An 18,501-nucleotide genomic window follows, 5' to 3' on the forward strand; every position below is an offset into this window, starting at 1 on the left:
CGTGTTGATCGGTGAGGTGGCACGACGGTCCGGTGTCAGTGCCCGCATGCTGCGGCACTACGAGTCGCTGGGTCTGGTGCGCCCGTCGGGGCGGACCGGCTCCGGGTACCGGGAATACTCCGGGGACGACATCCGGCGGATCTTCCATGTCGAGAGCCTGCGCTCGCTGGGGCTGTCGCTGCGGGAGATCGGGCGGGCACTGGACGATCCGGAGTTCGCGCCGTCGGCCCTCGTCGGCGGCCTGATCGGTCGGACGCGTGAACGCATCGCGGCGGAGAAGGAGTTGCTCACGCGGCTGGACCGGATCCGGGACGCGGAGCCCGCCGACTGGGAGGACGTGCTCCAAGTCGTCGCGCTGCTCAACGCGTTGGCCTCCAAGAGCGCCGACGCACGGCAGCGTGCGGCGCTGTCCTCGGCCGGTGAGGTCCCCGTGCCGGTGGAGGCCTTGGCCGAGGCGGTTCTCGGCGAGCAGGAACCGAACGTCGCCGGAGCCCTCCGCTGGGCGCTGGCGCGCTCCGGCGGCCGCGGAACGGAACTGCTCGCGGAGGGCCTGGACTCCGCGGAGGCCGCGGTGCGGGAACGCGCCGTCCGGTCGCTCGCCGAGATGCCCGGAGCCGAGGCCGCCGCCTGCCTGCGAGCGGCCCTCGCGCACGCCGACGCCGTGGTCCGCGGACAGGCGGCGCTGGCGCTGGGTGCGCGCGGGGGCGCCGACGCCGTACCGACGCTCCTCGACATGATCGTGGAGGGGCGCAGCGACACGGAGGCGGCGGACGCGCTGAGCGTGCTGGCGAGCGACTCCGCCGCCGCGGACCGGCTCGCGGGCGGGCTCGTCGACCGCCTCGCCGACCCCGCGACGCCGGTTCCCGCGCGTGGCCGGCTGACACAGGCGCTGGCGGGCATCCCGGGTACGGGGGCCACGGACGCGCTGGTGGAACTGTCGACGGACACGGACCGCGCGGTCGCTCTGACCGCGGCCTATCTCCTTCGACTGCGCGACGGGCGCTGAGAGACATCCGGGGTCGAGGACGAGGTGGAGGCGGGGTCGTCCGGGGCGCGGCGGTCGCGGCGATCCCAACGGTCCCGGCAGTCCCAGCGGCCCTGGCGGGTGGTGCCCGGCGCGGCGGTTCCGGCGGACGGTCCCGACCCGGGAGTTCCGGCGGACGGTCCCGACCCGACGGTCCCGACCCGGCGGTCCCGACCCGGCGGTCCCGACCCGGCGGTCCCGACCCGGCGGTCCCGACCCGGCGGTCCCGACCCGGCGGTCCCGACCCGGCGATCGCGGTCGCGGCGATCCTGGCGGGGCGACCCCGGCATGGCCGAGGGCCGTGGAACTCGGCCCGGCCGGGAGCGCCCCGCCACGTGGTCGCTCGGTCAGCGGCCGTCGATCATGAGGTACTGGCCCTGCCCGTCGTAGTTGACGGTGCAGGTCAGGTTGCCCTCGGCGGAGCAGTTCGGCATGACCTTGCCGTCCGAGCCGACGGTCGCGGTGACCCGGAACTTCCCGGCGCCGCCCGCGGACTCGTAGACGGCTGTGGAGGGGCCGTCGATCGCGACGTTGACGAGGTAGTTCGGGTAGATGGCGCGGGGGTAGTCGCCGCTGCCGTCGTGCGAGACGAGCTGCACTCCCTCGAACGGCACACGGACGCCCGCGACGATGCGCACCACCGCCACGCCCGCGCCGGGAGCGCCGACGCCCGTCGACGGCGCCCCGTTCCCGTTGCCGGAGCCGACGATGTTGTCGTGGCCGACGTTGAAGATGTCACCGTCCGCGCGCTGGTTCACGTTGTTGATGACGACCAGAGGGCCGTCACCCCGGTCGGCGGCGACGGCGCTCGCGGCGGTGCAGGGAAGGGCGACGAGGGCGGAGGCGAGCAGTACGGCGGCCCTGGCGACTGTGCGGTTCACGGATCGTTCCTTCGCTTTGTTCCGTTGGGTTCGAACACGACCGTAGGAACCGCGCAACCGCTCGTGCCGCATAGTCGCCCGCCCGGGTGGTGTCGCTGCGCCGATCGCCATGTCCCGACGGGGGCGCGGCGCCGGGACACGGAGCGGAACCGGTGCCGGAGGGTGTGCGGCGCCGGTTCCGGGCGTCGTGCAAGGCTTGCGTCATGACGGATCAACCCGAGGTCGCGGTCGTCCGAGGGCCGGACCGGTCCCCCGCCGCCGAGGACGGACTCTCCGCGCTCCTGGCCGCCTACCATCTGCGGACGGAGGCCGAGAAGGGTGCGGCCGTCGCCGGTGTGGAGGAGCTGCCCGAGCGCTACCGGGCGGAGATCTCGGACCCGGGGACCGCGTTCGCCGACGATGTCGTGCTCCTGGCCGTGCTCGGGGACAGGGCTGTCGGATGCCTCGTGGTGACCGCACCCGTCGACGGGACGTGCGAGGTCAAACGGCTCTGGACGGACCCGGCGGTCCGGGGCCGCGGCATCGCGTCCGGCCTGCTCGGTGCCGCGCTCGCGCGGGCCGCGGAGTGCGGTGCGAGCGGTGTGCGGCTGTCGGTGTGGAGCTGGCGGACCGGCGCCATCGCCCTGTACCGGCGGCACGGCTTCACCGTCACCGAGTCGTGGGACGAACGCGATCAACTGGTCTGCATGCAGCGCCCGGTGTGAGTGCCCTGGGGGCGGGCGTGGGCGGACGCGGAGTAGCCGCTGCGCGGCTGTGTGTGTAACAGCCCTGTACTACGGCCCGGTCGGACGGAACGGGGTGGCGGGGCCAGTGGCTCTTGGTGGGCACAGACGCTCGCTACCAGCGAGGCGCCGGCACCACCGACCGATACGGGGAAGAATCAATGCGCGCTCACCACCTCACCCTCACCGCTCTGGCCATCGTCGCGGGCCTCTCGCTGACGGCCTGTCAGAACGGGGACGACGGCACGGGACAGAGCGCGCCCTCGTCCCCGGCCGGAGCGGCTTCCTCTGGCGGTTCGTCTTCCGGCGCCTCAGACCAGGGCGGCGGAACCGGCGGTGCCGGCAAGAGTTCTGCGGGTTCCACGGGGTCTACCGGCTCCACGGGGTCTACGGGGTCTACGGGCAAGGGATCGGGATCCACGACGGGTTCCGGCGGGAGCGCCAAGGCCGGCCGGTGCCACACGGACGCGTTGCAGATCACGGCGAAGGACGACACCATCAGCGGCGACCCCGACGGCACCGTCGTCGTGGAGCTGAAGAACCACAGCGGTCAGGCCTGCACGATCTCCGGGTACGCTGGTGTCGACCTGAAGACCAATTCGGGGACGGTGTCCGCGAAGCGCACCGGCCAGCAGGCCACTCAGGCGGTCCTCAAGAGCGGGCAGTCGATCGACTTCCCGATCAACTACCCGCTCAACACGACGGGCGGCTCCGGCGTCCGCATCACCGGCCTGTTGGTGACTCCGCCGAACGAGACCAAGACGGTCGCCCTCGCCTGGCCGGGCGCCGCCTCGCTGCCGGTCACGGACGGCTCCGGCGAACCGGTGAAGGTCGGCCCGGTCGGAAGCGCCGGCCAGGGCGGCTGACCGGCGCCGGCGCCGCCGGACGACCCCTAGGACCTGTCCGACGACTCCCGTCCGCCTCGCGGCCGACGACGCGAGCCGTCGGACAGACCCCGGTCTCCGGGCGGGCGGAGCGAGTCGAGGAGGGCCAAGTCGTCCTCCGAGAGCCGCAGCGAGCCGGCCGCCACGTTCTGGACGAGGTGCTCCGGGTCGCCGGTCCCCGGGATCGCCAGCACGTGCGACCCCTGCTGCAAGGTCCAGGCCAGCCGGACCTGTGCGACGGACACGCCGTGCGCGCGGGCGACGGCGCGCACCGTCTCGTCGTCACCGGCGGCCGGACTCGCCTCGGCCCCGGGACCGGCTATCGCGAAGAACGGGACGAAGGCGAGGCCGAGTTCGCCGCAGGTCCGCAGGAGTGCCTGGTCCTCGTCCGACGCACCGATCCCGTACGGGTTCTGCACGCAGACGACCGGGGCGATGGCCCGGGCCTCGGCCAGTTGCCCGGACGTGACGTTGGAGAGTCCGAGATGGCGGACGAGCCCGGCGTCGCGGAGGTCGGCCAGCGCCCCGAAGTGCTCGCCGATCGAGCCGGTCCGCAGGCTCGGCGGTACGCGCAGGTTCACCACGTCCAGGTGATCGCGGCCGAGTTGGCGCAGGTTCTCCTCGACCTGGCCGCGCAACTGCGCCGGCTCCGCCCACCACCAGGCGCCCGAGGGATCGCGGCCCGGCCACACCTTGGTGGTGATGACCAGGTCCTCCGGGTACGGCGCCAGGGCCCGGTTGATCAGTTCGTTGGCGGAGCGCGTCGCCGAGAAGTAGAAGGCGGCGGTGTCGACGTGGTTCACGCCGAGCTCGACCGCCCGCCTGAGGACGCCGATCGACCGGTCGCGGTCACGCGGCACGCCCTGGTCGAAGGGCGCGGTACCCGTGAGCCGCATGGCGCCGAACCCGACGCGGTTGACGGTCCGATCACCGAGCCGCCAAGTACCGCCGGCGGAAGCGGTGTTCGTATGTGAACTCATTGAGATGGATCTCCTCTTGCGGTGCGGAACGAGGAACCGACGGGTGGGGCCCGGTGCGTTCGGATCGCTCGACGGGACGACAACCTCGAAGAGGAACCACCGGCGTCGCACCAGGCGGACCCCTGGCATGAAGAAAGCCTCCTCGGCGGATCTGACTCCGCGCCGAGAAGGCTTGTGTGATGTCCCCCATTCTAACAGGACAGGTCACCCCATACGGGGAGTCCGCCTCAGCAAGTGACAGTGAAGGCAGCAGTGTTGGCCGTGGCCGCCCAGCCGGCCGGAGTGTGATGCGTCGCCGCGCGTGCCTCGGTGAGGGCTCGCTGCCGGAGGTCGCCGCCGAACAACTGAATCGTGGCGGCGGCCAGGATGTCACCCCTGCCAACGGTCCGCCCGTCATTCCTGCGGGCGGACCCTGCGGCGTCCCGGGCGAGGTCCGTCAGGAACACGCTCGCGATTCCGTCCAGGTCGCGGCCCATCGCCGGGACGGCCGTCACCCCGTGGCTCCGCAGCAGCTTCTTGATCCCGGCCTCGAACCTGTGGGCGCCGACCACAGCACTCGGCTTGCGCGAACCCCTGCGCTCGCCAGTAGGAACGATGACACCCTCGGCGTCGTACAGGACACCGGTCAGGCCTTTGAACGTCGGGCTGTGGTCGTACCACTTGCACCCCACCTCGAGCTCGACGTTCCGGTCGATCGCCGAGAGGAGGTCCCCGGGAACCAGCTTCTTGCGGGCCTCCTCCGCCGCCGCTCTCCTCGCGCCGTCGATGATCTCCGTCAGCACGGTCCGCGTCACCGACGCGGCGGCCCACGCGGCCGCCCGGGAGACGTGCATCGAGGTCACGTCCCTGAACACCGCTTTGACGAGGGCGGGCTTGAACGGCGGGACCTCCATCATCGAGGCGCTCTCGCGGCCGCTGAGCCGTGGGCGGGCAGGATGTGCGGTCATCAGAAGAACTCTCCCTTTCGTCGGAGTTCCCACAGGCCTACTCGGCCGGGAACCAGCAGAGGCCACCCGGTTGTGGGCGACCACGATCCTCTGATCATCATCACGCAGCACGTCGTAAGGTACGGCCCATGTCTGATGGATCGTTGTCAACGGGCCGCCTGTGGGCGGTCCTGGTCGGGATCGACGCTGTGGTGACTGTGTCGACGATCGTGGTGTGGAGGCAGAGCGGAACTCCGTGGACCGAAACCTTGATCAGTTCGGGTGTGTTTGCCGTGGCGGTCCTGATAGCAGGCCCCTGGGTGATGAGGCGGACCAGGGCAAGGGTCGAGGAAATAAAGCGGCAACAGCGTTGATCCGGTTCGGTCTCCTCTGAGAGCGCCTGGTTCGGTGCGGATGCCCCGGAACAGAGGCGTGTTACCAGGGCACCTCCCCCTCGTCGTCGAAGAAGCGGCCCGTCGGACCGTCGGGCGGTGCGGTGGCCAGTCGGATCGCGGCGGCCGCGCCCTGCTGGGGGGTGCGCACTCCCCGGAAGCCGTTGAGGTCCGTCGCCGTGAAGCCGGGGCAGACGGCGTTGATCAGGATGGGTGTGCCGGCCAGTTCCTTGGCGTACTGGACGGTGACGGCGTTGAGGAACGTCTTCGACGGAGCGTAGGCGACGGAGATGGGGCCCGTCTCACGCCCGGGCGTGGTCTGGAGCGTGAGCGACCCGACGCTGCTGGAGACGTTCACGATCCTCGGCGCCGGCGAGCGGCGCAGCAGCGGGAGCAGGGCGTTGGTGACGCGGATGACGCCGATCACGTTGGTCTCCACGGCCGCCCGTACCCGGTCCACGTCGACCGTGGTGGGCTCCTGCGGTCCGCCGCCGGTGATCCCGGCGTTGTTGACGAGCGCGTCGAGCCGCCCGGCCCGCTCCTCCATCAGCCGAGCCGCCGCTGTGACACTGGCGTCGTCGGTCACGTCCAGCGACACGCCGAACGCGTCGGCTCCGGCCGCGCGCAGTTTGTCCAAGGCGGCCTCGCGCCGCTCCTCGTCCCGCGCGCCGATTCCGACGGACCAGCCGAGGGCGCCGAGCCCCGCGGCGATCTCGTAGCCGATGCCCTTGTTGGCCCCGGTCACCAGCGCGACCTTGTGGTGGTTCACGGTGTTCGTCTCACTCATGACGTCGATACTTCTCCCCCGCCGGGCAGGCGTCCAAGACCGACCGGGTGGGCGGCGATACCGCCCGGGTATCACTCCTGGCCGTGCCGGTTAGGCTTGCGGGGTGGAGACACGTGAGCTGCGGTACTTCGTCGCGGTGGCCGAAGAACTGCACTTCGGCCGGGCCGCGCAGCGGCTCGGGATCGCCCAGCCCCCGCTGTCGCGGGCGATCGGCGGGCTCGAACGGCGCCTGGGCACCCTCCTGCTGGAGCGCGGAAGCCGCGGTGTCGCCCTGACCGGGCCGGGGGCGGTGCTGCTGCGGGAGGCGCGGGCGGCCCTGGACGCCGTCGAGGCCGCCGAGCGGCGCACCCGCCGGGCCGCCCTCGCGGCGACCGGCCGCCCCGCCGTGGTCCTGGCCGCCAAGGCGGGCGCCTCCGGTGAACTGCTGGCGAAACTCCTCGACTCCTACGCCGCCGAGCCTGGCGCCGTCGCCGTGGACGTCGTGCTGTGCGGGCCGGGCGAGCAGGCACGGTTGCTGCACGACGGACGGGCCGACGTGGCCCTGCTGCATCGGCCGTTCGACGACACGGCCGGCTTCGACACCGAGGAGCTGCGGTCCGAGGGTCAGGTCGCGATCCTCCCGGCGGGCCACCCGCTCGGCACCCGCCCCCAGGTGCGGCTCGCCGAGGTCACCGACCTTCCCGACCTGCCCCTGCCCCGCTGGCCCCGCCCGGACGGCACCTTCCCGGACGGCCCCGGGCCGCAGGTGCGCGACCACACGCAGCTCACCCAGCTCATCGCCCTGGGCCGGGCCTGCGCGGTGGTGCCGGAGTCGGGCCGCGCCGGCCTGCGCGAGGGCCTCACCGCCGTACCGGTCCTCGATGCCCCCCGTGTCACCACGGTCATCGCCTGGCCCCCGCACAGCCGCTCGACGGCGGTCGCGGGCCTGGTCCGCGCCGCCACCTCCCTGTGACCGACGGCGGGAACGAGGGGCGTCTCTCGCTCCGCCAACACGCTTGCGCCATCGGGTGGTTGGGGCGGGCACCCCGCTAAGGAGCCGGAAAGACCAGTCGTACCCCGTTCTTCTCCTCGGCGCGGTGGAGTGACGGGACGAGCGTGGCGCGCAGGGTCCTGACCTCGGTGGCGTGGTCGGTGAGGAAGCGTGCGCGCAGCCGCAGCCGGGCGGGCTCCCGTACCGCCTCGACGGGGCGCATGCACGTGGCGTACGCGCTGCCGAGGGCACGTTCGACGGCGGGCAGCCGGTCGGGGGCGGTGGTCTGCTCGCGGGTGTCGGCGAGGGCGAAGAAGCCGTTCTCGTCGCGGACCCGGATCCCGTGGCCGGCCAGGCAGCCCGGCAGGGTGCGCAGGGCCCGTACCACCGAGGGGTCGCGGCGCAGGGAGACCAGCGTGTCGAACCACTGTCCCTGGAGCGCGGCGAAGCGGTCGCGCAACTCCGCCGCGGCGGCCGTCCCTTCGGCCAGACACCGTCGTACGACCGCCGGTGCTGCCGTGGCCGTCGCGCTCGCGTCCGTCGCCGGTCCGGGCGTGGCGTCGGGCACCTCCGCGGTCCCGCTCAGTCCGTGCCGGGCCACGAAAGCCAGGTCGGGAAGTTCGTAGTACCGGATGAACGTGAGCGGGGCCTGCTCGGGCAGGGCGGCCCCCTGGGCACGGGCGCACCGTTTGGCGGCGGTGCGCGCCTGCTGTCGTACGAAGACGTCGAGGCCCTGCGTCCACCGGGTCTCGGCGCCGGTCGCGGGCAGGACCATGCGGACCGGGTCGTCGGGCAGGGCGGCGCTGAGGCGGGCGGCGGACACGTGCGCCGCCGCGGGCGGATCCGGCTGCGGGGCGGGGGCGGCCGAGCACGCCGCGGCGAACAGGGCGGCGGCGGTCACGGCCGCGATCCGCCCGGCGGCCCTGCGCCCGCCCGGAACCGGAACCCACGGCCGGGCCGAGAGCGGAAACCGGTGCCGGTCGGCCCGGCGCCGACGGTGACGCCCCCTGACGGGACGGACCATCCGAATCACTCCCCCAACTCTGTGTCGTTCCCGTGCGGTTCGCCTTGGCGGGGGTGCCGTCGACCCGGTGCCGACGGCACCCCCGGGCGAGTCCTCGGTCAGTTCGTGATCTTGACGGAGTCGCCGCCGTCCAGCTGGCTCGCCACCGTGAACGGGGTGTTGTCGTTCACGTCGGTGCACAGCCAGTACGTGGAGTCGTTGACGCTGTGGCTGCCGTCGGAGGCCCAGACGTAGCCCTTGGTGCAGGTGTGCCAGACGCCGCTGGAGTTGCGCAGCCGGCCGGCGTAGTAGTCCCCGTACGGGGAGGTCGAGTCGTCGGAGTAGGTGAGGTTGAGGTCGCCGCAGCTGCTGCTCGCGGACTTGTAACGGATCGTTCCCACGCCCTCGTTGCCCCCCGTGGTGAGCGTCGAGGTCACGCAGGCCTGCGGGGCGGCCGAGGCCGCCGCCGGCGCGAACGTCAGACAGGCCGCGGCGGACACGAGCGCGAACGCGCCCGCGACGATTGCTCGGGTCATGCTTCCCCATTTCGGTCTCGGGTCTTGGTTCTTCGGTCCCGCCGCAGACGCTCGCAGAGCGGGCGCGCGGGGACCACGACCTTCGAACGGGCTCGAAAGTCCCCGGCCCGGCGGCGGAGTCCCTCACTCCTGCGGGGTCCGTGCGGCCGGTGGGGCCCATGGGGCCGGACGCGACCGGCTCGCCCCGACGCGACCCGTGGGTCATGACCGGAAGTCGACGTACGGGGCCTACGCGTCGCGGGGTGTCTCCGGTGTCCGGCGCAGCAGGGCGGCCCCCAGGGGCGTGAGGGTGTGCAGCACGGTGTTGTGCCACCGTCGGCTCGTGATCAGGCCCGCCTCGCGCAGCACCGAGGTGTGGTGGGTGGCGGTGGACGGCGAGACCCCGACGGATCGCGCCAGCTCCGAGGTGGTGGCGCCCAGGGCCAGGGAGCGCAGCGTGGCGGCACGGGTTCCGCCGAGCAGGGCGGCGAGCGGGGCGTCCTCGGCCGGGGCCGCGGGGGGCGGCCGGGAGTCGTGCAGGGGGTAGACCAGCACCGGACGCAGGGTGTCGTCGGCCATGGAGATCGGGGTCTGCCAGCAGAAGTACGACGGGACGAGGCGCAGCCCGCGGCCGCCGAGGTACAGGTCCCGGTCCTCCACGTAGTCGACGTGCAGGACCGGCGGGCGCCAGCGCATGACCGGTGACAGGCCGTCGAGCAGTCCGTCGATGCCTGCGTCGATGGTGTGGCGGGCCCTCAGCGCGCGTTCTCCGGCGATGCCCGCGTGGATGCGGTCGTGGTGGGGCGCGATGACCGCTTCGTGGTAGGCGCGCAGGGCCTTCACCAGCTCCTCGCGGGTGCCGCGCTCCACCAGCCGGGGAGCCCAGGACGGGGCTCCGCTCAGCCGGCCGAGCATGCGGACCTCGCGGGCGACGCGGGCGGGCGGGGTGTCGACGATCTCCGCGAGCCCCCTGTCCAGCCCGTCGGCGGCCTCGTACGGGGTGAGGAAGTCGGGGAGGTACACCGCGCGGGGCAGGACCGGGACGAGCAACTGGCGTACCGCCGAGCCGAGTCCGGTGCCGGCGAGGGTGTCCCGGGTGGTGCGGTACCAGTCGGCGTACGCCCAGCGCCCGCGCCTGGTCTGGAGCCTGTGCAGGCTGCTGGTGATCTCCCAGAGCGGGTCGGGTGTGCCCGCCACCCGGATGCGGGTGAAGTCCTCGGGCGTGAAGTGGATGCGCAGCACGGGATTCGCCCCCCGAATCGACCGGCGTCCGGCTCGTAGGCAGCGTCCGACATCTGCCGTCACAGCGGCAACGGGCTGATTCGGCCGGTGCCCGGGGGTCACGAGAGACGGAACGGTCCCGGCCAGGGGGCAGGGGACAGGGGTCAGAGGCCAGGGGACACGGCGCAGGCGGCACGGGGCCGAGGGGCAAGGGGCCGAGGGGCAGGGAGCACGGGCGGCGGGCCGTCCGGCCGGAGGGCACGGCACGGCCGGTGACACGGCCATGATTCGGAGGGCGGGTATCCCGGCCGGGATACCCGCCGGGGGGGGTGGGCGCCTGGGCTGGGCCGGCGCGCGGGGCCAAGCGTCGGCTCTGGCCGGCCGTGGGAGCAGCCTCGGCCAGGAGACCGCAAGCAGCCGTGAGTACGGGCGTGGCGACAGGGCTGGGCGGAGCCTTCAGCGCGGGCGCAGCCATCAGCCTCGGCCCAGCCACGAGCAAAGGCGCAGCCAGGGGTACGGGCGCGACCATGGGCTCGGGGCTCCTCCGTGGGCCCAGATGCCCCGCGGGCACGAGGTGCGACCGTCGGATCGGGCGCGCGCCCGAGGGCCCGGATTGCCGCGTACGGCCGGGAGGCGAGCCCGCGAAACCGGAAAGGGCCGGCCCCGCGCAGCCGGAAGCGGTGAGCCGGACATCGCCGGGGCCGGCCGGGCAGGCCGGTCGCGCCGTCCCGCATGGTCAGACTCGTCCCATGGTGCGACGCTGGAGGGGCGAGGTATCCGTGGGACCACCGGGAGGACCGATGGGACGCGATGTTCCGGCGCTGGTCTTCACCCGCGAGGACCGTCGCCGGTACCGGATCAAGATGCAGGAGTGTCTCGACGCCTTCGCGCAGATGCTGCGGGAGTCGCGGTTCGACGCCGAGCGGCCCCAGGTCGGCCTGGAGATCGAGCTGAACCTGACCGACACCGACGGCGAACCGACGATGCGGAACGCGGACGTCCTCGACGCCATCGCCGATCCCGCCTGGGACACCGAGCTCGGCCGCTTCAACCTGGAGATCAACATTCCGCCCAGGCGGCTGATCGCGGGTGGTCCCGACGCCTGGGAGGACGAGATCCGCGCCGCCCTGAACCACGCGGACGAGCGCGCCAGGTCGATCGGCGTCCATCTGATCATGATCGGCATCCTGCCCACCCTGCGGGAGGCGGACGTCGGCCCGGAGGCCCTGTCGCAGAACGCCCGCTACCGGCTGATCAACGAGCAGGTCTTCGCGGCGCGCGGCGAGGATCTGCTCATCGAGGTGGACGGGGTGGACCGGCTGCGGACGTACGCGGAGACCATCACGCCGGAGGCCGCGTGCACGAGCACGCAGTTCCACCTCCAGGTCTCACCCGAGGAGTTCGCCGACTACTGGAACGCGGCGCAGGCGATCGCCGGGGTCCAGGTGGCGCTGGCGGCCAACTCGCCCTTCCTGTTCGGCAAGGAGCTGGCGCACGAGACCCGTATCCCGCTCTTCGAGCAGGCGACGGACACGCGCCCGCAGGAGATCAAGGCGCAGGGAGTACGGCCCCGGGTCTGGTTCGGCGAACGGTGGATCACCAGCGTCTTCGACCTCTTCGAGGAGAACCTCCGCTACTTCCCCGCGCTCCTGCCCCTGTGCGAGGACCAGGATCCCACCAAGACGCTGGACCGCGGTGACACACCGGAACTGCCCGAACTCACCCTGCACAACGGCACGATCTACCGGTGGAACCGTCCCGTCTACGCCGTGAACCGGGGCAGACCGCACCTGCGGGTGGAGAACCGTGTGCTGCCCGCGGGCCCGACGGTCGCCGACACCCTCGCCAACGGCGCCTTCTACTACGGTCTCACCCGCGCCCTGGTGGAGGAGGACCGGCCGGTGTGGTCCCGGATGTCCTTCTCGGCCGCCGAGGACAATCTGCACACCGCGGCGCGGCACGGCATGGACGCCCGGCTGTACTGGCCGGGAACGGGTGAGGTCCCGGTGCCCGAACTCGTCCTGCGCCGGCTGCTGCCGCTGGCGCACCAGGGCCTGGAGCGCACCGGCATGGACGAGGCCTGGCGCGAGCCGCTGCTCGGCATCATCGAGCAGCGCTGCGTGACCGCGCGCAACGGAGCGATCTGGCAGAAGGAGATGCTCCACCGCCTGGAGAAGTCGGACCACTGCGGCCGCCACGAGGCGCTGCGGCGGATGACACGGCAGTACATCGACTACATGCATCTGAACGCACCGGTGCACACCTGGCCGGTGGACTGACGCAACTGGGCGGGCCAACTGCCCGTCGGCGTCAGCCCGTCGACATCTCCGTCAGCGTCTCGCGCACGATCCGCACCGCCGCCTCCGCGTCGGCCCGCGTCACGTCGAGGTGGAACACGAAGCGCAGCTGGCCCGGGTATCCCGCGCACAGCAGACCGCGACGGGCCAGCCGGTCGCGCAGGTCGTCCGTCTCGACGCCGGGGTCGGACTTCGCGAAGACCATGTTGGTCCCGCTCGGCTCCATGGTCAGGCCCCGCACGTCCTTGAGGCCCTCGGCGAACAGCTCGGCGTGCGCGTGGTCGTCGGCGAGCCGTGTCACCTGGTGGTCGAGCGCGTACCGCGCGGCGGCGGCGAGCACTCCGGCCTGCCGCATCCCGCCGCCCAGCACCTTGCGCCAGCGCCGCGCCTCGGCCACGAACTCCCGTGATCCCAGGAGCGCCGAGCCGACCGGCGCGCCCAGGCCCTTGCTGAAGCAGACCGAGACGGTGTCGAAGTGGCCGGCGATCCGACGTGCCTGCTCGTAGGGGTCGCCGCCCTCGGCCACCGCCGCGTTGAACAGTCGCGCCCCGTCCAGGTGCGTGGCGAGTCCGTGGTCTCGGGCCAGGTGGGTGGCCGTCTTCAGGTAGTCCTGCGACACGGCGCGGCCACCGATGGTGTTCTCCAGGCAGAGCAGCCGCGTACGCGCGAAGTGGGCGTCGTCCGGTTTCACGGCGGCCGCGATGTCCAGCGGGTCCAGCGTTCCGTCGGCCCGGTGGGCCAGCGGCTGGGGCTGAATGCCTCCGAGCACGGCGGCGCCGCCGCCCTCCCACCGGTACATGTGGGCCATCTGACCGGCGATGTACTCGTCCCCGCGGCCGCAATGGGTCAGCAGGGCACACAGGTTGCTCTGGGTCCCCGAGGACACGAACAGCGCGGCCTCGAAGCCGAGGAGCCCGGCGATCCGCTCCTGGAGCGCGTTGACGGTGGGATCGTCACCGAAGACGTCGTCGCCCACCTCGGCCTCGGCCATCGCGCGGCGCATCGCCTCGCCGGGCCGGGTGACGGTGTCGCTGCGCAGGTCGATGACGCGGCCGCGCCCGTCCTGGGCGGCACCGCCCGCGTTCACGGCGCGGGAGGCATCGGGGGTGTCTGCGGCATCCGCGGCACGGGCGGAATCAGTGGTGGGCACACACATACTCTGCCATGCCGGAAGCGGGACGAGGGCGCCCGGGGTTCGCCCGACGTTCCGGCCGGCTCGCCCCCTCACACACGTCCCGGCCGGCACGCCCCCGCCGTACGCCATCAGCTCCGTACGCGCCCCCGAACACCTTCCGGCCGGCACGAGCCTCCGCAGGCGTGCCCACCGACTCACGCCCTCCAACACGCCCCGCCCCGGCACACCCCCGAACAGGCTCCGCTCCGCCCGGCACAAGCCCGCCGTACGCGTGCCGTTCGCCCGCCGTACGCCTTCTCCGTGTCTCCTTGCACATGGTCGTGAACACGACAGGGTGCGATCCGGCGTACGGCTGCCATCCTGTGTGTCCACCGCCTTCTCACTCCGGGTCGCACGCCCGGTACCCCGGGCCGACAACGTTGTCTGCCCGCCAGGCCGGACCCCTGCGTGCGAATGAGCGACGCTGGAGAGGTCTCGTGCCCATCAGAACCCGCATCCCCTTGCCCCCCGTGCTCCCGCCGAGGGCCGCCGCCGGACGTCACCGGCCGCTGCGCGCCACGGCCGTCGGACTGCTCGCCGGGGCGCTCGCCCTCGCCACCGCGGCGGGTGGCGGTACGGCCGCGGCCGTGCCCCTCGCCACGTCGTCCGCGGCGTCCTCGGCATCCGCCGGGTCAGGTGCCTCCGCCGGGTCCGGCGCGACAGCGGGCGGACCGTCGGCCGGCACCGACTACACGGAACTCGTCGACCCGTTCGTGTCGACCGCGGGCGACGACGGCAACGACCTCCCGGGCGCGCAGGCACCCCACGGTCTGGCCAAGGTCAACCCGATGACCACGCCGGGCCGCAACCACTCCGGGTACGACTACGACGAGAACCACATCGCCGGGTTCACCGCCACGGACCTCGACGGGGTCGGCGGCTCGGGAGGCGGTGGCGACCTGCTGGTCGTCCCGACCTCCGTGCGGTACGACAAGCGGCCCTCCCCGGGCACGTACGCCCACACCTACACGCACGACGACGAGACGGCGGCCCCCGGGTACTACCGGGCGGGTCTCGGGTCCGTCTCCGGAACCGGCACCTCGGTGACCCAGGACTCCGGGACCGTCGAGGCGGAGATGACCGCGACGACGCGCACCGCACTGGAGCGGTACCGCTTCCCCTCAGGAGCGAACCCCGAACTCGTCCTCGACCTGGCCGACAACTTCACCAGCCGCACCCGTTCCACTCTCAAGGCGACGACGCTCCCCGACGGGACCACCTCGATCACCGGACTCGTCGCGGGGTCGTTCAACGGCGCCTCGTACCAGCTGTATTACGACGCCACCACGAACATCCCCGTGACCTCGCTGAGGAGTTGGGGCGCCGACGGCAAGCTCGGTGACGCCACCGGCCAGGAGGGCGCCGACACCGGCGTGGTCCTCGGGTTCGACCCGGCCGCCGGCCAGGACGTGGAACTGCGCATCACGCTGTCGCCGGTCAGCGCCGGACAGGCCGCCACCGACCAGCGGAACGAGGTCGGCCGGCTCACCTTCGACCAGGCGCGCGACCGGACCCGGGCGGACTGGAACCGCGCGCTCGGCGCCGTCGACGTACACGCCTCCGCGACGTCCGACCCCGGGTCGACGCTCACCCGGGAGTTCTACACGCATCTGTACCGCATGTACGCGCTGCCGGTGAACGCCACCAGCACCAGTGGCACGTACCGGGGCGTGGACGGGGTGGTGCACCGGACCAACGGCTATACGTACTACGACGGTTGGTCCACCTGGGACGACTTCAGGAAGTATTCGGTCGAGGCGTACATCGACCCGCCGACGTACCGGGACATGGTGCAGTCGCTCATCGAGCTGTTCGCCGACGCGCACGCCGCAGGCAAGAACCCGGGCGCCCTGACCCACTCGGTCCCGACCGTCCGCTGGGAGCGCTCGGCCGTGCTGGTGGCCGACGCCCTGTCGAAGGGGTACAAGGACTTCGACCGGCTCGACGAGGCGTATCCGGCGCTGGTGACGTACACCGGGTCCTACACCGACGCCGAGTCGCGGCAGGGGTACATCGCGGGCGATCCCGGTACGACCGTGCAGCGCGGCTACGACCAGTGGGCGCTCTCCGTCATCACCGACGCGCTCGGCAGGACCGCCGACGCGGAGAATCTGCGGGCGCAGTCGACCATGGCGATCGACCACCTCGTGAAGTCCGGCGCCTGGACCGCGGCCGACGGCACCGGGGTCGGCCTGCTCACCCCGCGCGCCGCGAACGGCGACTGGCAGAGCGCCGACTACGAGAGGTTCGAGGCGGCCGGCCTCTACCAGGGAACGCTCTGGCAGTACCACTGGTACGACGCCTACGACATGGGCGGTCTCATCGAGGCCATGGGCGGAGCGAAGGCGGGGAGGGCCGCCGTGGAGCACATGTTCGGCGAGGACTCCGGCGCCGACGACGGTTCGACGATGCTGCACTCCAACGCGAACGAGATCGACCTCCAGGCCCCGTACCTCTTCAACTACGTGGGCGAGCCGAGCCTGACGCAGAAGTGGGTGCGCGCCATCTACACCGGCTCGACCTGGAACCGTTACATCGCGACGGGTTCCTCGAACGAAGTCCCCAGTTCCGGGGGCGAGTTCCGTCCGCCGGTCAGGACCCAGGTCTACAAGCTCTCCCCCAAGGGTTTCCTGCCGACCATGGACAACGACGCCGGCACCATGTCGACCATGTTCGTCGGCGCCGCCCTCGGTCTGTTCCCGGTGACCGCGGGCTCCAGCCAGTTCCAGATCGGCAGCCCGTTCTTCGACTCCACGACGATCCGCTACGCCAGTGGCGCCCGGTTCACGGTGAAGGCCCACGGGGTGTCGCCCGAGCACTACTACGTGCAGAGCGCGAAGCTCAACGGCAGGCGTTTCTCCGACACTTGGCTCGACTACGGCCGGATCGTCTCCGGCGGCACCCTGGACTTCACCATGGGATCCCGGCCCTCGGCGTGGGGCGCCCGTACACGGCCCGCGTTCTCGCTGAACACCGGTGCGGGCGGCACGGGCGACGGCACGGGAGCGGGCAAGGGCGGCACCGTCGTCTCGGCCCGCCCCGCCGGAGTCGAGACGACGGCGGACGGCTCCGTCGACCGCGACGTACGGCTCACCCTCTCCGGGCGGGCGTCGTTCGCCGCCCGCGGGGGAACCAGCCTGACCGGCACCGGGGCCGCCACCGTCACAGGGCTGCCGGACGGGGTCAAGGCGGACCTCCGCGTCACCGGGTCGCACACGGCTCGGCTGTCCCTCACCGGCAAGGCACGGACCGACGCCCGCATCGGCATCACGTTCCGGGACGCGGCATACCGCCATGGCGTGACCGCCTCGACGCTGCGCGGCACCGGTGTGTCGCCGACCGAACCGCTCCTCCTGTCGGCCGCCGCGCTGCACCGCGAGGAACTCGGCGATCTCGTCGGCCAGGCGGTGCTGGTGCGCGGCACGAACTACTCCGACGGCTCCTGGAAGGTGTTCCGGTCGGCGCTCGACCGCGCGCAGGCCGTCCTCGCCGACACCTCCTCAGCGACGGGCACGCTCATGGCGGCGGACGACACGCTCCGGTCGGCCGCCGACGCGCTCACCATCGACGAGGGCGGCTACGCCGTCCTCCAGGCCGAGGACCCGGACCAGAAGGAGGGCCCCTCGCTGGTGAGCGAGGCGTACTACTCGGACGGCGACCTCGGCGGTGTCACCGAGGGATCGTGGGAACGGTTCACCCGGCTGGACTTCGACGGGACCGCACCGCGCAGCGTCTCGGTCCGCTACGCCAACGCTCAGGCGACAAGCGCGAATCCGAGCAGCGTCGACATCCACGCAGGTGCCGCCGACGGCCCTCTCGTGGCCACCGTCCAGCTCCCCGGGACGGGCGGCTGGCAGTACTACAGCACCGTACGGGCGGCCGTCACCGACCCGGACGCCCTCCTGGGCGCGTCGAGCGCGACCTTCGTGTTCCACTCCCCGGCCGGTCAGTCCTGGGTGTCGAACTTCGACTGGTACCGGTTCTCGCCGGACGAGGCCTCCCCGGTGGCGTTCGACGCGACCGCGTTCCGCTCCAGCAGCGGCGGCGGCCTCAAGAGCGAGCCGGCCGGCTGGAGCGGAGCGGGCTCCGCCACCGACCTCGGCGGCACCTACGACGGAGCCTGGCTCGACTACGGGGACGTCGACTTCGGGACCACCGCGAAGAACACCGTCACCCTGACCTATGTGAACAACTCGGCCCGCTGCGGCACCGGTTCGGCCGTCCAGATCTACCTGGCCTCCTTCGACGCGGCCGCCCCCGGGACCCCGTACGCGACGGTCCCGCTGCCCGTCACGGGAGCCGCCTGGTCGTCCGGAGGGACGGCGAGCCTCACGCTGCCCGGGGCGATCACCGGTACCCGTGCCGTCCACCTGCGGCTGGTGACGACCCCCGACGCCTCGCACCCCTACGTCGCCAACCTGGGCCGGATCACCTTCGACCACGTCGACGCGCCCACCGCAGCGGACACGTCGGGCCTGCGCGAGGCGATCGACCGGTACGCGGGACTCTCCGGTGACGCGGAGCGCTACGACACGATCGACTTCGGGGTGTTCGAGCGTGAACTCGCCGCGGCCCGCGCCCTCCTGGACGCCGACGGCGTGACCCAGCTCGCTGTCGACGCACGGACCCGGAGCCTGACGCTCGCCGCCGAGCAGCTGGTTCCGCTGCCCGGACCGGAGCGGGGGAAGTCCGGCACGAGCGCGACCGTCTCCTGATCCGCGCCCA

The 18,501-nt window shown here is 72.5% G+C and carries 14 protein-coding genes; 6 read left to right on the forward strand and 8 right to left on the reverse strand.

All coding sequences use genetic code 11. The features are described 5' to 3' along the window. Window position 1 precedes the first annotated feature (1 nt). A complete protein-coding gene (locus ACFWI4_RS01730) occupies window positions 2-1,006 on the forward strand; it encodes a HEAT repeat domain-containing protein (RefSeq protein ID WP_387189701.1) in 1,005 nt (334 codons plus the stop codon). Window positions 1,007-1,371: 365 nt separating this feature from the next. Here ACFWI4_RS01730 and ACFWI4_RS01735 read toward each other — a convergent pair whose 3' ends face one another. Beyond that, complete coding sequence (locus tag ACFWI4_RS01735; protein WP_387189704.1) at window positions 1,372-1,905, reverse strand: hypothetical protein; 534 nt, start codon at window positions 1,903-1,905, stop codon at window positions 1,372-1,374. 203 nt (window positions 1,906-2,108) lie between these two features. Between ACFWI4_RS01735 and ACFWI4_RS01740 the strand changes: the two genes are divergently transcribed. Then, window positions 2,109-2,609: a GNAT family N-acetyltransferase gene (locus ACFWI4_RS01740; protein ID WP_387189706.1), complete on the forward strand. Its 501-nt coding sequence runs from the start codon at window positions 2,109-2,111 to the stop codon at window positions 2,607-2,609. A 179-nt stretch (window positions 2,610-2,788) separates the two neighbouring features. Further along, window positions 2,789-3,493 carry a DUF4232 domain-containing protein gene (locus ACFWI4_RS01745; protein WP_387189708.1) on the forward strand — a complete coding sequence of 235 codons (705 nt, stop codon included), beginning with the start codon at window positions 2,789-2,791 and terminating at the stop codon, window positions 3,491-3,493. Window positions 3,494-3,519: 26 nt separating this feature from the next. Here ACFWI4_RS01745 and ACFWI4_RS01750 read toward each other — a convergent pair whose 3' ends face one another. From ACFWI4_RS01750 to ACFWI4_RS01760, 3 genes are all read right to left on the reverse strand, one after another. Continuing rightward, a complete protein-coding gene (locus tag ACFWI4_RS01750; protein WP_387189710.1) occupies window positions 3,520-4,491 on the reverse strand; it encodes an aldo/keto reductase in 972 nt (323 codons plus the stop codon). 227 nt (window positions 4,492-4,718) lie between these two features. Then, window positions 4,719-5,438 (reverse strand): hypothetical protein, encoded by a 720-nt coding sequence (locus ACFWI4_RS01755; protein ID WP_387189712.1) that lies wholly within the window; start codon window positions 5,436-5,438, stop codon window positions 4,719-4,721. A 414-nt stretch (window positions 5,439-5,852) separates the two neighbouring features. Further along, window positions 5,853-6,596 (reverse strand): SDR family oxidoreductase, encoded by a 744-nt coding sequence (locus ACFWI4_RS01760; protein ID WP_387189713.1) that lies wholly within the window; start codon window positions 6,594-6,596, stop codon window positions 5,853-5,855. A 103-nt stretch (window positions 6,597-6,699) separates the two neighbouring features. Here ACFWI4_RS01760 and ACFWI4_RS01765 point away from each other — a divergent pair, with 103 nt between their 5' ends. Next, window positions 6,700-7,548 (forward strand): LysR family transcriptional regulator, encoded by an 849-nt coding sequence (locus ACFWI4_RS01765; RefSeq protein WP_387189716.1) that lies wholly within the window; start codon window positions 6,700-6,702, stop codon window positions 7,546-7,548. A 76-nt stretch (window positions 7,549-7,624) separates the two neighbouring features. Here the strand turns inward: ACFWI4_RS01765 and ACFWI4_RS01770 are convergent, their stop codons facing one another. The 3 genes from ACFWI4_RS01770 to ACFWI4_RS01780 form a co-directional block, all read right to left on the reverse strand. After that, entirely contained in the window at window positions 7,625-8,467 is an 843-nt protein-coding gene (locus ACFWI4_RS01770; protein WP_387189718.1) for a hypothetical protein, read from the reverse strand. A 221-nt stretch (window positions 8,468-8,688) separates the two neighbouring features. Next, window positions 8,689-9,105 (reverse strand): hypothetical protein, encoded by a 417-nt coding sequence (locus ACFWI4_RS01775; RefSeq protein ID WP_387189720.1) that lies wholly within the window; start codon window positions 9,103-9,105, stop codon window positions 8,689-8,691. A 228-nt stretch (window positions 9,106-9,333) separates the two neighbouring features. Then, complete coding sequence (locus ACFWI4_RS01780; protein ID WP_387189722.1) at window positions 9,334-10,326, reverse strand: ArsR/SmtB family transcription factor; 993 nt, start codon at window positions 10,324-10,326, stop codon at window positions 9,334-9,336. A gap of 779 nt (window positions 10,327-11,105) precedes the next feature. On the opposite strand from ACFWI4_RS01780, the gene ACFWI4_RS01785 reads away from it, so the two are divergent. Further along, the gene (locus tag ACFWI4_RS01785) at window positions 11,106-12,584 is read left to right on the forward strand and encodes a glutamate--cysteine ligase (RefSeq protein ID WP_387189724.1); all 1,479 of its coding nucleotides are present in this window, start codon (window positions 11,106-11,108) and stop codon (window positions 12,582-12,584) included. 31 nt (window positions 12,585-12,615) lie between these two features. Here the strand turns inward: ACFWI4_RS01785 and ltaE are convergent, their stop codons facing one another. Next, the gene (gene ltaE, locus ACFWI4_RS01790) at window positions 12,616-13,752 is read right to left on the reverse strand and encodes a low-specificity L-threonine aldolase (protein WP_387189725.1); all 1,137 of its coding nucleotides are present in this window, start codon (window positions 13,750-13,752) and stop codon (window positions 12,616-12,618) included. Window positions 13,753-14,213: 461 nt separating this feature from the next. Here ltaE and ACFWI4_RS01795 point away from each other — a divergent pair, with 461 nt between their 5' ends. After that, complete coding sequence (locus ACFWI4_RS01795; RefSeq protein ID WP_387189727.1) at window positions 14,214-18,491, forward strand: glycoside hydrolase domain-containing protein; 4,278 nt, start codon at window positions 14,214-14,216, stop codon at window positions 18,489-18,491. The last annotated feature ends 10 nt before the right edge of the window (window positions 18,492-18,501 follow it).

Source organism: Streptomyces sp. NPDC127038, from assembly GCF_042725875.1.
Classification (GTDB): Bacteria; Actinomycetota; Actinomycetes; order Streptomycetales; family Streptomycetaceae; genus Streptomyces.

What these genes read in the sequence shown, in the direction of transcription:
- ACFWI4_RS01740 (WP_387189706.1), top strand. Translation starts at nt 2,109, where the DNA reads ATGACGGATCAACCCGAGGTCGCGGTCGTCCGAGGGCCGGACCGGTCC.
- ACFWI4_RS01745 (WP_387189708.1), top strand. Translation starts at nt 2,789, where the DNA reads ATGCGCGCTCACCACCTCACCCTCACCGCTCTGGCCATCGTCGCGGGC.
- ACFWI4_RS01750 (WP_387189710.1), bottom strand. Translation starts at nt 4,491, where the DNA reads ATGAGTTCACATACGAACACCGCTTCCGCCGGCGGTACTTGGCGGCTC.
- ACFWI4_RS01755 (WP_387189712.1), bottom strand. Translation starts at nt 5,438, where the DNA reads ATGACCGCACATCCTGCCCGCCCACGGCTCAGCGGCCGCGAGAGCGCC.
- ACFWI4_RS01760 (WP_387189713.1), bottom strand. Translation starts at nt 6,596, where the DNA reads ATGAGTGAGACGAACACCGTGAACCACCACAAGGTCGCGCTGGTGACC.
- ACFWI4_RS01775 (WP_387189720.1), bottom strand. Translation starts at nt 9,105, where the DNA reads ATGACCCGAGCAATCGTCGCGGGCGCGTTCGCGCTCGTGTCCGCCGCG.
- ACFWI4_RS01785 (WP_387189724.1), top strand. Translation starts at nt 11,106, where the DNA reads ATGGGACGCGATGTTCCGGCGCTGGTCTTCACCCGCGAGGACCGTCGC.